This is a genomic window from Streptomyces sp. NPDC042201 (assembly GCF_055582185.1).
In genome coordinates this window covers 159,153-172,556 of sequence record NZ_JBVJDS010000011.1, presented here as the reverse complement: position 1 = coordinate 172,556, position 13,404 = coordinate 159,153, and the positions used below count along the sequence as shown (strand labels likewise).

General features: G+C 71.8%; 12 protein-coding genes and 1 pseudogene. 6 read left to right on the top strand and 7 right to left on the bottom strand.

Features of this window, described 5'->3' with window-relative positions:
• Positions 1-58: 58 nt before the first annotated feature.
• The 4 genes from ACZ6MZ_RS25880 to ACZ6MZ_RS25865 all read right to left on the bottom strand — a co-directional run bounded on the left by ACZ6MZ_RS25880 (position 59) and on the right by ACZ6MZ_RS25865 (position 4,630).
• Positions 59-937 (bottom strand): carbohydrate kinase family protein, encoded by an 879-nt coding sequence (locus ACZ6MZ_RS25880; RefSeq protein WP_469354763.1) that lies wholly within the window; start codon positions 935-937, stop codon positions 59-61.
• A 161-nt stretch (positions 938-1,098) separates the two neighbouring features.
• A complete protein-coding gene (locus ACZ6MZ_RS25875) occupies positions 1,099-1,719 on the bottom strand; it encodes a TetR/AcrR family transcriptional regulator (RefSeq protein WP_469354591.1) in 621 nt (206 codons plus the stop codon).
• 23 nt (positions 1,720-1,742) lie between these two features.
• Complete coding sequence (locus ACZ6MZ_RS25870) at positions 1,743-2,930, bottom strand: Glu/Leu/Phe/Val dehydrogenase dimerization domain-containing protein (protein ID WP_469354761.1); 1,188 nt, start codon at positions 2,928-2,930, stop codon at positions 1,743-1,745.
• A 71-nt stretch (positions 2,931-3,001) separates the two neighbouring features.
• Entirely contained in the window at positions 3,002-4,630 is a 1,629-nt protein-coding gene (locus ACZ6MZ_RS25865) for a 5-guanidino-2-oxopentanoate decarboxylase (protein ID WP_469354589.1), read from the bottom strand.
• A 288-nt stretch (positions 4,631-4,918) separates the two neighbouring features.
• Between ACZ6MZ_RS25865 and ACZ6MZ_RS25860 the strand changes: the two genes are divergently transcribed.
• Entirely contained in the window at positions 4,919-6,136 is a 1,218-nt protein-coding gene (locus ACZ6MZ_RS25860) for an MBL fold metallo-hydrolase (RefSeq protein WP_384191120.1), read from the top strand.
• 85 nt (positions 6,137-6,221) lie between these two features.
• On the opposite strand, the gene ACZ6MZ_RS25855 is transcribed toward ACZ6MZ_RS25860, so the two are convergent.
• Entirely contained in the window at positions 6,222-7,121 is a 900-nt protein-coding gene (locus ACZ6MZ_RS25855) for an oxidoreductase (RefSeq protein ID WP_469354587.1), read from the bottom strand.
• A 203-nt stretch (positions 7,122-7,324) separates the two neighbouring features.
• Between ACZ6MZ_RS25855 and ACZ6MZ_RS25850 the strand changes: the two are divergent.
• Positions 7,325-7,525, top strand: a pseudogene (locus tag ACZ6MZ_RS25850) (oxidoreductase); the annotation flags it as partial.
• A 99-nt stretch (positions 7,526-7,624) separates the two neighbouring features.
• On the opposite strand, the gene ACZ6MZ_RS25845 reads toward ACZ6MZ_RS25850, so the two are convergent.
• Entirely contained in the window at positions 7,625-8,407 is a 783-nt protein-coding gene (locus ACZ6MZ_RS25845) for a DeoR/GlpR family DNA-binding transcription regulator (RefSeq protein WP_469354585.1), read from the bottom strand.
• A 123-nt stretch (positions 8,408-8,530) separates the two neighbouring features.
• Here ACZ6MZ_RS25845 and ACZ6MZ_RS25840 point away from each other — a divergent pair, with 123 nt between their 5' ends.
• The 4 genes from ACZ6MZ_RS25840 (at position 8,531) to ACZ6MZ_RS25825 (ending at position 12,261) form a co-directional block, all read left to right on the top strand.
• Positions 8,531-9,415 carry an SIS domain-containing protein gene (locus ACZ6MZ_RS25840; RefSeq protein WP_469354583.1) on the top strand — a complete coding sequence of 295 codons (885 nt, stop codon included), beginning with the start codon at positions 8,531-8,533 and terminating at the stop codon, positions 9,413-9,415.
• Between the two features lie 299 nt (positions 9,416-9,714).
• Complete coding sequence (locus ACZ6MZ_RS25835; RefSeq protein WP_469354581.1) at positions 9,715-11,445, top strand: sensor histidine kinase; 1,731 nt, start codon at positions 9,715-9,717, stop codon at positions 11,443-11,445.
• Positions 11,432-11,887, top strand: a complete 456-nt coding sequence (locus tag ACZ6MZ_RS25830; protein ID WP_469354579.1) for a roadblock/LC7 domain-containing protein — start codon at positions 11,432-11,434, stop codon at positions 11,885-11,887. The genes ACZ6MZ_RS25835 and ACZ6MZ_RS25830 overlap by 14 nt, the downstream gene beginning before the upstream one ends.
• A gap of 2 nt (positions 11,888-11,889) precedes the next feature.
• Positions 11,890-12,261: a DUF742 domain-containing protein gene (locus tag ACZ6MZ_RS25825; protein ID WP_389790790.1), complete on the top strand. Its 372-nt coding sequence runs from the start codon at positions 11,890-11,892 to the stop codon at positions 12,259-12,261.
• 56 nt (positions 12,262-12,317) lie between these two features.
• On the opposite strand, the gene ACZ6MZ_RS25820 is transcribed toward ACZ6MZ_RS25825, so the two are convergent.
• Positions 12,318-13,358: a LacI family DNA-binding transcriptional regulator gene (locus ACZ6MZ_RS25820; protein ID WP_469354759.1), complete on the bottom strand. Its 1,041-nt coding sequence runs from the start codon at positions 13,356-13,358 to the stop codon at positions 12,318-12,320.
• Positions 13,359-13,404: the final 46 nt, after the last annotated feature.

The window sequence follows — 13,404 nt, the reverse complement described above, 5'->3', positions numbered from 1 at the left end:
CTCCGGACCCGCCCTGCCCCGGACCTGCCCAGCCCGGGGCCGCTCGGCGGCGCGTCGCTCAGGCCTTGGCCGCGAGCAGTCCGTCCTCGTCGATCAGCGCCGCGCCGCCCTCGCCCGTACAGGCGTAGGCACCGGCCACCGCGCCGAGCCGGGCGCACTCCTCGAGATCCCGGCCGGCCAGCCGTCCGTACAGAAATCCGCAGACGTACGCGTCACCCGCACCGTTGGAGTCCACCACCGGCGCGGGTGGGACGGTCGCCCGGATCGGGCGCGGGGTGCGGCTTCCCTCACGGATCATCAGATACGAGCCGCCGGCGCCCGCCGTCGCCACCACTGCCTCGGCCCGGCCCTCGCGCAGGATCTCCCGCATCACCGAGGCGATCCGCTCGCTCGCCCCGGCCGCGCTGAGAAACACCAGATCGGAGCGGAACGCGAAATCCTTGTGGTGGTCGTCGAGACCGTCCCAGTCGTGCAGATCGGTCGAGACCGGCACCCCGAGCGCCTGGATGTCATCGAAGAGGAACCGCGCGAAGTTGGTGATCGACAGATGGACATGGCGGGCACGCTCGAGATGAGGGAGATAGAAGTCGCGCGGCATCCGCAGATCGTCCGGATCCCTGGCGTCGTAGAAGGACATCCGGCGGCCCGTCTTCTCGACCAGGTTGACCGCGCGCCGGGTGCCCGCCGGGGAGATCAGGGCCTCGAAGTCCACCCCGCCCTTGGCGAGCCGCTCGCGGACCTGGCCGCCGGTCCAGTCATCCCCTATGTAGTCGAGGAACTTGACGTTCAGTCCGAGCTGCCGGCAGCCGAGAGCCACATTGCCGCCGGTGTGCCCGGGCCATTCGCGGATCGGTCCCACGCCGACCGAATCGGCGAGCGGAACGGGCAGTGAGTCGACCCGGACCACCGTGTCCACCCCGCTGCCCCCGATGACCAGCACATCGTGACCGAGTGGACCGGGCTGACCGGGCCGGTCGGCCTGCTGGTCGTGCTGGGTCCGGTCGGTGCCATCGCTCTGATCGAGCTGGTCGGTCCGCTGCTGCGCCATAGTCTCCCTCTCCGGTTCGGATGTCCGTCCGCCACACTACGGCCGCTGCCCTATCCCCCGGGGCCGTCGAGCACCGCGAGGTCGACACCCAGCTCACGGGCGAGCGCCGCGTCCGCCCACTCCAGCAGGGTGGAGCGCGACAGCGAACCCGCGTACGAGGTCATCTGGACCGCGAGCCCGTCCAGCAGTGCGGTGAGCCGCCAGGCCGCCGACGCCGGGTCCGTACACCGGAATTCACCCGTGGCCGAGCCCTCCGCGATGACCTCGGTCAGAGCCGCCTTCCACTGCTGGTCGAGATCGCGGGCCACGTCACGCAGCGCGGGTTCGCGCAGCGCCGCCGCCCATCCCTCGATCCACAGCTTCCAGCCCTTCGCCTCGCCCGTCGGCGCATACCAGCGGACCGCGCCGTGCAGCCGCGCCAGCGCGGTGGTGCGCCGGCCGAGCAGCGCGCGCAGCTGGGCCAGATCGTCCCGCGCGGCATGGGCGAACGCGGCCGCGACCAACTTCTCCTTCGTCGAGAAGTGGTACAGCACCAGCGCGTTGCTGACGCCGAGCACGGCGGCGACATCGGAGATCCGCAGCGCCGCCACACCCCGCGCCTCGATCTGCCCGACGGCGGCGCGCAGCAGGGCCTCGCGCCGTTCCTCCACACCCAGCCGCACTCTCGCCACGCCCGCCACCCTATCCAGCCGGCTCAGCGGTACCGGCCGTACCGCAGGGCGATGACCGGCAGCCGGTCGGCGACGATGGCGTGCGCGGCGGCGCGCGGAGTCGTATCGTCCGCGTCGGCGCGCTCCAGCATCCGGTCGATCAGCCCGCGCATCGCCCGGCGGGTATGGGCGAACGCCTCGTCCGCGTCCGGGCCGATATCGCCGAAGAGGGTCCACCACCACCAGGCGTTCGTACCGGAGTTGACCACGACGTCGGGCAGCACCGTGATCCCGCGCCGCGCCAGCAGCTCCTCGGCCTCGGCCAGCACCGGCATGTTCGCCGCTTCGACGATCCAACGGGCCTTGATCCGGGCCTGGTTGCCGGCATCGATGGCGTACGAGACAGCCGCGGGCACCAGCACTTCCGCGTCGACGGACAGCCACGCGTCGCCGGGCCCTTCCCGGTCCTCGGGCCGCAGCGCCGAGCGGTCCACCGTGCCGTACGCGTCGCGGGCGGCGAGAAGCGCTTCGACGTCCAGGCCGTCCGGATGGGTGATGGTCCCCCGGACATCGGCCACGGCGACGATCTTCAGCCCGGCCCGGGACAGGAAGCGCGCGGTGGCGCCGCCCATGGTGCCGAGCCCCTGGACGGAGACCCGCGTCCCCTCGTACGCCGTCCCCGCCCGGTCGAGCGTGGCGAGTACCGACTCGGCGACCCCGCAGCCGCCGACCAGTTCATCGAGACCGATGCCGTCGACCTCCACGGCGAAGGCGTCGGCGAGGCGCCGGCGCGCCTCCTCCTCGTCGTCCAGCAGCGGATGGATCGCCTGGACGGTCGAGACGAGACCGGCCTCGACGGCGGCGCTGTCCACGAGGTCCTGGGTGAGGCCCAGGTCCTCGCCGGTGGTCCAGAAGTGTTCGATGTACGGCCGCGTGGCGCGCAGAAAGCGGACCAGCACGCCGTACGCACCGGGGTCGCGGGGATCGCAGTCGATGCCGCCCTTGGCGCCGCCGAGGGGGACATAACGAACCGTCGGGTCCTCCGCGTCGAAGTGCAGGGCCTCCTTCATGGTCATCCCGCGGGCGAGGCCGGTCACCTCGTCCAGGGTGCAGCCCTCACGCATCCGCAGACCGCCACTGGCGACCCCGCGGACCAGCCGGTCCACGACCAGGAAGCCCTGCCGGCCGGTGATGTGGTCCGTCCAGGTGAGCGAGATCAGCGGAGCGGTCACGGTTGTTCCGGACCCGGTCCCGGTTTCAGCCCCGGTCGCCGTCGCCGTCCCCGTCCTGGGGGTGTTCGTCGTCATCGGGTGGTCTCCTCGGGGACGGTGATCACGGTGGGTACGGGGGCGGCCAGCGCCCGGGTGAGGGCGTCCGCCAGCGCCGCCGGGGTGTCCGCGCGCTCACCTCGCCCTCCATAGGCACGGGCGAGCGCGGGCAGATCGACGGGGGCGAGGTCGACGGCGACCGGAGCGTCGCCGCGTGCGGCCATCTCGTCCCGGATCTCGCCGTAACCGCCGTTGTCGAACACCACGACGGGCAAGGAAAGCCGCGACTGCACGGCGGTGGCCAGTTCCTGGACGGAGAACTGGAAGCCGCCGTCCCCGCTCAGGGCGACCACCTGCCGCCCCGGGACCGCGGTCTTCGCGCCGATCGCGGCGGGCAGCGCGTAGCCCAGGGTGCCGAAGCCGGTCGGGTGGAGGAATCTGCCCTCCGGGCCGACGGGCAGATGCGGGAGAGCGCCGTAGTAGCAGCACTGCGCGCTGTCGGAGGTGATGATCGCGTCGGCGTCCAGCACGGACCGTACGGCATGCAGGAAGGGCACCCAGCGGGCGTCCCGCCCGGCCGTCTCCGCGTCCCGCCGCCCCCGGAGCCGTACGACGTCGGTACGCGCCGCGTCGTCGCGCCCCGGACCGGACTCGGCCCCGGGGCCGTGCTGCCGGCAGGCGGCGAGCAGCGCCCGCAGCGCGGCGGAGGCGTCCCCGACCAGCGGATGCCCGGCCTGGAGCCCTCCGTACATCTGCGCCGGGTCGAGGTCGACCCGTACCAGCGTGCCGTTCAGCGTGGGCGGCCCGGCCGACCACAGGTCCGATTCGGCGAGTTCGGTGCCGACGGCGACGACCGCGTCGCGGTCCGCCAGCCACCGCTGTACGGCGGGGCTGTGCAGCGAGACGCCCAGCGACAGCGGGTGCGTCTCGGCGACGATGCCCTTGCCGTTGGCCGTGGTGATCACCGGGGCGCCCAGCTCCTCCGCGAGCGCCAGGCACTCGGCGGCGGCCCGCCGTGCGCCGCCACCCAGGACGAGCGCCGGCCGCCGCGCCGCGCGCAGGGTGTCCGCGGCCTCCCGGACCACAGCGGCATGGGGCACCGTGGGCACATACGGCGGCCGGAGCTGTACGTCACCCACCGGCTCGGCCGCCTCCAGCAGGTCGAGCGGGATCTCGATGTGTACGGGCCGCGGCCGCTCCGTACCGAACAGGGTGAACGCCCGCGCCACCGCCGCGCCGATCTCCTCGACCGACGACACCCGGTGGCTGAAGGCGGCGACGCCCCGCATCGCCTCGGTCTGAGAGCGCGTCTCGTGCAGCAGCCCGGTGGACAGCCGCGGATGCCGCAGCGGCATCCCGGGGGAGACGACGAGCAGCGGCACGCTGTCCGAGTAGGCCTGGCCGACGGCGGCGGCGATGTTCAGCAGGGCGGGACCGGTCGTCGTGATCGCGACACCGGGGTAACCGCTGACCCGGGCATAGGCGTCGGCGGCGTATCCGGCCCCCTGCTCATGACGGGGCGTCACGTGAGCGATCCGGTAGCGGTCGAGATGGCGGTAGATCTCCAGGTTGTGCGTCCCGGGGATACCGAAGGCCGTACGGGTGCCGTGGACGGCGAGCGCGCGCACCAGCGCCTCGCCGCCGGTCATCGCGGACTCGGACATGGGGGCCTCCAGGGGGCGACGACCCGTCGTCGCGTCGACGTACATATGATCGAATGACCAACTGAACCGTCGTTCAGTATCGAGACCGTGACCGCCCCTGTCAAAGAGACCGGTCCGGCGGATGGGGCGTACCCGGGAATCCCGGGGGCATGGGCGATGTTGCACGGTCGTACGAGGGGGGTGGATGGTGCTTGGACACAGCGGCGGGTGGTGCTTCGGCCGGCTCGACCCGCACCGATCTACGTCCCCGGCCATAATGAGGACGACACCGAACCTCCAGGAGGTGCTGTGACAGGCGCTGGTTCCCCCCTTTCGTTGCGCGCCCGGCTGCGCTCGCTGCGGTCCGCGGCCTTCGGGGCCGACTCGGCAGGGGAGAGGCTGGAGCGGATCCACCGCTCGCCGAACTTCGTCGACGGGGTGTTCCAGAACCCGGTGGGGGCCAGGACCAGACCGTCCGGCTCGGGCCTGGAGTTCGCGAAGGTCTACTTCCAGAAGGAAGCACGGGCGCGGCGGGCCCCGGTCGGCACCATCCCTGTGCACTCCACCACCCTCGCGGACCTCGCGGCGCCTCCGCCGTCCGGCCTGCGGCTCACCTGGATGGGGCATTCGAGCGTCCTCGCCGAGATCGACGGCCGGCGTGTGCTCTTCGACCCCGTATGGGGTGAGCGTTGTTCGCCCTTCGCCTTCGTGGGCCCGAAGCGGCTGCACCCCGTGCCCGTACCGCTCGCCTCGCTCGGTCCCGTCGATGTGGTCGTGATCTCCCACGACCACTACGACCACCTCGACCTTCCCACGATCCGCGCCCTGGTCTCCACGGACACGGTCTTCGCGGTGCCGCTCGGCGTCGGCGCCCACCTGGAGCGCTGGGGCGTGCCCGCGTCCCGGCTGCGGGAACTGGACTGGAACGAGTCCACCGAGATCGCCGGCATCCGGCTCACCGCCACCCCCGCGCGCCACTTCTGCGGCCGTGGCCTGCGCAATCAGCAGCACACGCTCTGGGCGTCCTGGGCCGTGGCGGGCCCTGAGCACCGGATCTACCACAGCGGGGACACCGGCTACTTCCCCGGCTTCCGTGACATCGGCGCCGAGCACGGCCCCTTCGACGCCACCATGATCCAGATCGGCGCGTACAGCGAGTACTGGCCCGATATTCATATGACCCCGGCCGAAGGCATGCGCGCCCATCTCGATCTCCAGGGCGACCGGCCGTCGGGCGTGATGCTGCCGATCCACTGGGGCACCTTCAACCTCGCCCCGCACCCGTGGGCCGAACCCGGCGAGGGCACGGTCGCGGCCGCCGCCGAAGCGGGCGCGGGGATCGCACTGCCGCGCCCGGGCCAGCCCTTCGAACCCACCACGGACGACGTGCCCACCGCCCCCTGGTGGCGCTCCGTCGCGGCCACACCCCCGGGCGGCTGGCCGGTGGCCCCCGCCCTGGCGGTCCCGGACCCCACCGACACGGACGCCGGCACCGAAAAGACAGCCGAGACCGCGTCCTCCTCCTAGCCCCTGCCTCCCTAGCCCCTGCCTCCTCGATCACGTGCGGCTTCGGCTTACGGAGCGTGCTTGAGCACGGTTGATGTGGCCGGCATCAGGATGCGGGGCGGCCGGTCGAATCGAGTAGCTGGAGTTCTTCCACCGTAAGTCGGAGCGCGCCCGCTGCCACGTTGTCGACGAGGTGTTCCGGGTTGCCCGTCCCGGGGATGGCCAGCACGTGGGCGCCTTGCTGCAGGGTCCAGGCCAGGCGGACCTGGGCGGACGAGACGCCGTGCGCGCGGGCCACGGCGTCGACCTGGTCGTGCTCGGCCCGGACGGCTCCGGCCTCGCGTCCCTCCCCGGCGATGGAGAAGAAGGGCACGAACGCGATGCCGTGCGCCGCGCATTCCCGGAGCATCTCGTCGCCGCCGGGCGCGGCGATGCCGTAGGGGTTCTGGACGCACACCACCGGTGCGATCTCCTGCGCCTGGGCCAGGTGCTCCGGGCGGGCGTCAGAGATACCGAGGTGACGGACGAGCCCCGCGGCGCGCAGCTCGGCGAGAGCGCCGAAGTGCTCGCTGATGGATTCCTGCCCCATGAGGCGCAGGTTGACCACGTCGAGGTGGTCGCGGCCGAGCTGACGCAGATTCTCCTCGACCTGGCCGCGCAGTTGGTCGGGCCGCGCCGGGGTGACCCACTCGCCGCCGGCATCCCTAGCCGGGCCGACCTTGGTGACGATGACGAGATCGTCCGGATACGGTGACAGCGCCGCGTTGATCAGTTCGTTGGCGGAGCGTAGCCGGGAGAAGTAGAAGGCCGCGGTGTCGATGTGGTTGACGCCGAGTTCAACTGCGCGGCGCAGTACGCCAATCGCCTGGCCGCGGTCGCTGGGAGTGCCTTGGTTAAAGGCAGCACTGCCGGTCAAGCGCATGGCGCCGAAACCAATCCGGTTGACCGTGAGGTCACCGAGCATCCACGTACCGGCGACTGTCGCAGAGACCATGTGTGACGTCATCTATTCCATCAGCTCCATCTGATCGACCGTCGCCCGTCAACGGTTCAAGACGCGACGGTCCTGGAGTATGCGCAGGTGATACGCGTGGCGGGAAGGCGCGAAGGGTTGGGGGAATGTCACAGCGCGACCGGGAATCCTGCATACACACGCCGAGTTGTTACTGGTGATGCCTTCGCTCCGTGGAGCTTCTCTGTCAGGAGCGGAGCGACCAGCGCGATCCTGCTGCGCACGAACCACTGCTCGACGGCGAATGGGATGCGGTCGTCGAGGTGTCATGGCAGCCAGGCTTCGTTCGCGAGGCGCACGCCGCACCGGGCGGCAGGGCCAGGCACTGGACCTACGTCTCCTCCGTCAGCGCCTACGCCTCCCATGCCGCGCCGGACGCGGACGAGTCCGCGCCCCTTAACGGAGGGGTGGCCGGCCCGGAGCGGATCTGTGGCACGCGCCGCGGGGCTCCGTCATCGTCCCTGGAACCCTCCTCTGGGCTCGGGCACCGGAGATTGTCAGACCTGGAGGACAGTTACTCCGCGCTCCTTGAACGGCGCGGCCTGCTCCGGTGCGCCGGAGTCTGTGATCAGGGTTCCGATGCTCTCCGTCGGGCAGATACGGGCGAAGGCGCGGGCGGTGAGTTTTGAGCTGTCTGCCACTACCACCAGGTTCTGTGCCCGCTCGGCGAGCAGGGCGTTGATGCTCGCTTCATGCTCGCTGTGCGCGCCGGCGCCCGACTCCGCGTCGACCGCGTCCACACCGAGGAAGGCGATGTCCAGGCTGACCTCGCCCAGGATGTGCCGGGCCAGCGGTCCGACGAGTTCGTACGACTGGGGCATCGCGACCCCGCCCGTGGTCACGATCTTGATGTGCGGGCGGACCGCGAGCTCGTGGGCGATGTTCAGCGCGTTGGTGACGATCGTGACCGCCGGTTCCGTGGCCATGCCCGCCAGATCGGAGCGGGTCGCGATGGCCCTGGCCACCTCCGAGGTCGTCGTGCCGCCGTTCAGCCCGATCACCATGCCCCGCCCGACCATCGCCGCCGCGGCCCGTGCGATCCGCTCCTTCTCCTGAGCGTGCCGCACCGCCTTGTAGCGCAGGGGCAGGTCGTACGAGACGGAGTGCGCCACCGCCCCGCCCCGGGTGCGGGTCAGCAACTGCTGCTCGGCGAGGTGGTCGAGGTCGCGGCGGACGGTCGCCACCGACACTGACAGCTCCGCGGCGACGGCCTCGACCTCCAGCTGATGACGCTCGGTCAGCAGTTCCAGCAAGGCCGTGTGCCGTTCGTGACGATTCACCGCGTCCCCTTCGCTGTGCGGGTGCGTCTGCGCGCACGCTGCGTGGTGATTGCTTGTTAGTGATCGAAAACGTCATCTACCATGCAGAAAAAATCATACTGTTTCTGGGGAGCGGAGACGCACATGACGCATGTGGGGACCGAACTGGCCACTCAGCCCGAGTGCTGGCGCCGGGCGGCGACGCTGGCTGAAGGGCTGCGCGGCGCACTGCCCGAGCCCGGGGAGCGTACGGCCGTCGTCGGCTGTGGCACTTCGCTGTTCATGGCCCGTGCCTACGCCTCGCTCCGGGAAGGCGCGGGACTGGGGGAGACCGATGCTTTCGCCGCCTCCGAGTTCCCCGCCAGGCGCCGCTACGACCGGGTCGTGGCGCTGACCCGTTCCGGTACGACCACCGAGGTGCTGCGACTGCTTGCGGACGTCCGGGGCGGGACCAGGACGACCGCGATCACCGCCGACCCGGCCACCCCGGTGCGGTCGGCCGCCGACGATCTGGTCGTGCTGGACTTCGCCGACGAACGGTCCGTCGTCCAGACGCGCTTCGCCACCACGGCCCTCACCCTGCTCCGCGCCCACCTCGGACTGCACACCGATGCCGCGGTCGCGGACGCGGAGAAGGCCCTCGCGGATCCGCTTCCCGAGGGCGTAACCGAATGCACCCAGTTCACCTTCCTCGGCCGGGGCTGGACCGTCGGTCTCGCGGAGGAGGGCGCGCTCAAGATGCGCGAGGCGTCCCTGTCCTGGACCGAGGCGTACCCCGCGATGGAGTACCGCCACGGTCCGATCAGCATCACGACGGAGGGAACGGTGACCTGGGCGCTCGGGCCCGCTCCGGAGGGCCTCGGTGAACAGGTCCTGGCGACCGGCGGACTGTGGGTGGCCGGTCGCCTCGACCCGCTGGCCGAGCTGGTACGGATCCAGCGGCTCGCCCTCGCCCTGGCGGACAAGCGCGGCCTCGACCCGGACCGCCCGCGCCACCTCACCCGTTCGGTGATCCTCCCGTCCGCGTAGCAGGGCAATCGGCTGCCGGGCATCGGGTGCCGGTCGCGTGGGGCGACCGTACGGCCCCGAGCCCGGCCCAAGTCCCCGACCGATTGAGGCATTTCGCGCTGATGTACGAAGCCTCATACCAGAGCGGGATGCTCTGTGGGCAAGTTTCCCAACTGAGCTCCGCATCCGAACGCGAGACAACTACTGTGTGTGCTCGGTGATGAACGGAGGGTTCCCACGGCTTGCGCCGGTCCTCCCGTCGCGCCACCGCTGACACCAGCACCCTGCCGATTCCTGGGGCCCCACGACCGAGGACACTGATGTCTCAACTTCGCGCACCTGTCCGGCCGGAGCGCCGTGAGGGCGGACGGCACGGCCGGCCGGGCACCCGCTCGCTGCCGTCGACGGACAGGGCGGACACGCCGACCCCGCTGGACGCCCGGATACGCCCTCAACTCCTGCGCGCCGCGGTCCTGCCGGCGATAGTGGCCGCGCTGAGCGGCGCGGCCGCCGTGGTGTTCGTCCTCCGCTCCACCGCGACGGAACCGACCGCCGGGATCTGGCTCGCCCTCGTCGGCACGGCGCTGCTCGCCTTCGCCGCCGTCGCCGCGGCCGCTCTGGGCGCGGACCGTACCGCCAAGTCCGTCCTCGACCGATGCAACGCGCTGCGCCGCTCCAGCGCGCGCGGACAGGCCGACCTGCGGGCGGTGGTCGAGCAGCTCAGGCGGGGCGAACGGGTGCCCGCGCGCCGTACGCCCACTCCGCCGGCAGCCCTCGACGGGGACGAATTCGACCTTCTGGCAGAGGAACTGGGCCGGTCCCAGGAATCGGCCGTCGGCGCGGTGGTGCGGGCTTCCCGGCTGTCCAGCAGCGTCGGCAACGAACAGAAGATGGAGGTCTTCGTCAATCTGGCCCGCCGGCTCCAGTCCCTTGCCCACCGCGAGATCCAGCTGCTCGACGCGCTGGAGAACGAGGTGGAGGACCCGGACCTGCTCAAGGGCCTCTTCCACGTGGACCATCTGGCGACCCGCGTCCGCAGGCACGCGGAGAACCTCGCTGTCCTCGGCGGGGCGGTCTCGCGCCGCCAGTGGAGCGAGCCGGTCCTCATCATCGACGTCCTGCGCTCCGCCGTCGCCGAGGTCGAGCAGTACCCGCGAATCAAGCTCGTACCGCCGATCGACGGCACCCTGCGCGGCCACGCCGTCGCCGATGTCGTCCATCTGCTGGCCGAACTCCTCGAGAACGCCACGCTGTTCTCGGCCCCGCACACCCAGGTGCTGCTGCGGGCGCAGCAGGTGGCGGCCGGTATCGCCATCGAGGTGGAGGACCGTGGTCCCGGGATGCCGCTCGGCGAGCAGAAGAGGATGAACGGCCTGCTCGCCGACCCGGACCAGGTCAATGTCGCGCAGCTGCTGGGGGACGGACGGATCGGCCTCTTCGTGGCGTCGGCGCTGGCGCGCAGGCACGGTATCGCGGTGCGTCTGCAGTCCAACATCTACGGCGGTGTCCAGGCCGTGCTGATCCTGCCGCAGGCGCTCCTCGGCTCCGACCGGGCGGCGGACCGGAACAGCCAGGTGCTGCCGCCCGTCGCCGGAGCTGCCGGCCCTGTCCCAGCTGCCCGAGTGGAGTACGCCGACCGCCCCGCCCTCGCCAAGGACGGCACGGTCCGCGGCATCATGAGCCGGCCCCAACTGCCCAAGCGTCGCGGCCAGGAGCATCTGGTCCCGCAGCCGCGGGACATGCCCCCGCCCCGCCCCTCCGACGAGCCGACCCTCCACGACCCCGGTCTGATGGCCGCCTTCCAGCGGGGCATCGGCCTCGCCGAGTCCCAGCCTGTCCCGCGGGCGGCGGGACAGCCGGAACCACAGTCCGCCGAACCACAGTCCGCCGTGGCGGCCGCCGTCCCACGGGCGGCCCCCCTGACGGACCGCCCTGCGGACCCGATGACGGACCGCCCGGCGGACCCCCTGGCGGAGCCGCTTCCGGAGCAGCCGGAATCGCAGCGCCACGACACCACCCCCAAGGAACGGATGCACCATGGCGAGCGATGAGCCGACCGGTCATGTCCCGGACCTCGAACGGCTGTTGAGCGGTCTGGTCCAGCGCGTCCCGTACACCCGTAGCGCGGTGCTGCTCTCCTCCGACGGCCTGGTGCGGTCCGCACACGGCATGGACCCCGACAGCGCCGACCACCTGGCCGCCCTCGCCTCCGGCCTGTACTGCCTGGGCCGCGGCGCCGGGGTGCGCTTCGGCGAGGGCGGGGACCACGGGGAAGGCGGGGAGGTCCGTCAGGTCGTGGTGGAACTGGACACCACGCTGCTGTTCGTCTCCGCGGCGGGCCTGGGCACCTGTCTCGCCGTGCTGGCCGAGCGGGAGGCGGACGTCGCGGTCCTCGGCTACGAGATGGCGACGCTGGTCAGGGGCGTACGGCCGTACGTGGTCAGCCCCCTCAGACAAGTGGCCGGCTCGGTACCCAGCCCCGTGGGGCTCTGACCGTGCCGATCGCGACGGACGCGCCGTTGCTCGACGAGGCGGCCGGCCGGCTCCTCCGCCCGTACACCGCGAGCGGAGGCCGGACCCGGCCGACGACGGCACTGGATCCGCTGACGCTGGTGATGTCGACGGGAGCGGTGCCCCAGGAACATCTCGGCCCGGAGCATGCCCAGGCCGTCGGCCTCTGCCAGGGGCCGACCTCGGTCGCGGAGATCGCGGCGCAGCTGAGGCTTCCCTCGACGGTCGCCAAAGTCCTGCTCTCCGATCTGGTCGACTGCGGGGCGATCACCGCCCGGCCGCCCGACAGCTTCGAAAGCCCCACCGACCGTTTCCTGCTGGAGGCAGTGCTCGATGGTCTACGACGACAGCTCTGAGACTTTCCCCACCGCACTGAAGATCCTGGTCGCAAGCCGCGGTATCTGACGTGACCTCAATACCGCGCAAAAGCAGGGGGATTGGCCGGTGGCGGCGCGGTGCTGGCCCGCAGGACGACCTCGCCGCCGACCCGCAGCACCCGGGAGCGCGTGCCGCGCGGCTCACGCAGCGCGAGGGAGATCACGCTCTGCCCCATGGCGGTGAGCGGCAGGGCGACGGTCGTGAGCGGGGGAGTCAGCTCCTGTACGAGGGGGATGTCGTCGAAGCCCGCGAGGGAGAGGTCCTCGGGGATCCGTACGCCCGCCTCCCGGAACGCGGCCAGCGCGCCCACCGCCATCACATCGGTGACCGCGAAGACACAGGTGGGGCGGGCCGGCCCGGCGAGCAGTTCTCGGGCGGCCGCATAGCCCCCCTCGCGGGTGAAGGCGCCGTGCACGACGGATCCGGGACCGAGGACGATCCCGGATTCCGTGAGTCCCGCCCGGAATCCGGCCAACCGGTCGGCGACCGTGGTCAGTTGGGCAGGCCCGCTGAGCACGCCGAACTCCCTGTGCCCCAGAGCCAGCAGGGCGCGGGCGAGCGCCGTGGCCCCGGCGCGGTTCTCGGGCAGTACGGCGTCGGCGCGCAGGCCGCGGTGCCGGCTGACGACGGCGACCCGGCCGCCGGCGCGGACGTACGGCGCGAGCTCGGCGCCCAACTTCCGCTCCCAGGAGGGATTCTGGAAGCCGGAGCCGATCAGCAGGATGGCGCGGGCCCGCTGCGCGCGGAGCATGGAGACATAGGCGATCTCCCTGGCCGGCTCCCGGAAGGTGCTGGCGAGCATGACCAGCACATCCTGCTCGGCGGCGGCCCGCATCACCCCGCCCGCTATCGCGGCGAAGTAGGGGTCGCCGACATCGTGGCAGATGACACCGACGGTGTTGCTGGAGGCGCTGGCGAGCGCCTGCGCGTGGGCGTTGGGGATGTAGCCGAGCAGATCGGCCGCCGCGCGCACCCGTTGACGCAGCTCCTCGCGGACGCGTGCGGTGCCGTTCAGCGCTCTGGACGCGGTCGCCAGGGAGACGCCCGCGCGGCGGGCGACGGCGTCCAGCGTCACATGGGCCTGTGTTTCCCGTTCACTCAACTCGACCCCCGGGGTCGCG

What these genes read in the sequence shown, in the direction of transcription:
- ACZ6MZ_RS25865 (WP_469354589.1), bottom strand. Translation starts at nt 4,630, where the DNA reads ATGTCCGAGTCCGCGATGACCGGCGGCGAGGCGCTGGTGCGCGCGCTC.
- ACZ6MZ_RS25840 (WP_469354583.1), top strand. Translation starts at nt 8,531, where the DNA reads ATGACGCATGTGGGGACCGAACTGGCCACTCAGCCCGAGTGCTGGCGC.
- ACZ6MZ_RS25855 (WP_469354587.1), bottom strand. Translation starts at nt 7,121, where the DNA reads ATGACGTCACACATGGTCTCTGCGACAGTCGCCGGTACGTGGATGCTC.
- ACZ6MZ_RS25830 (WP_469354579.1), top strand. Translation starts at nt 11,432, where the DNA reads ATGGCGAGCGATGAGCCGACCGGTCATGTCCCGGACCTCGAACGGCTG.
- ACZ6MZ_RS25835 (WP_469354581.1), top strand. Translation starts at nt 9,715, where the DNA reads ATGTCTCAACTTCGCGCACCTGTCCGGCCGGAGCGCCGTGAGGGCGGA.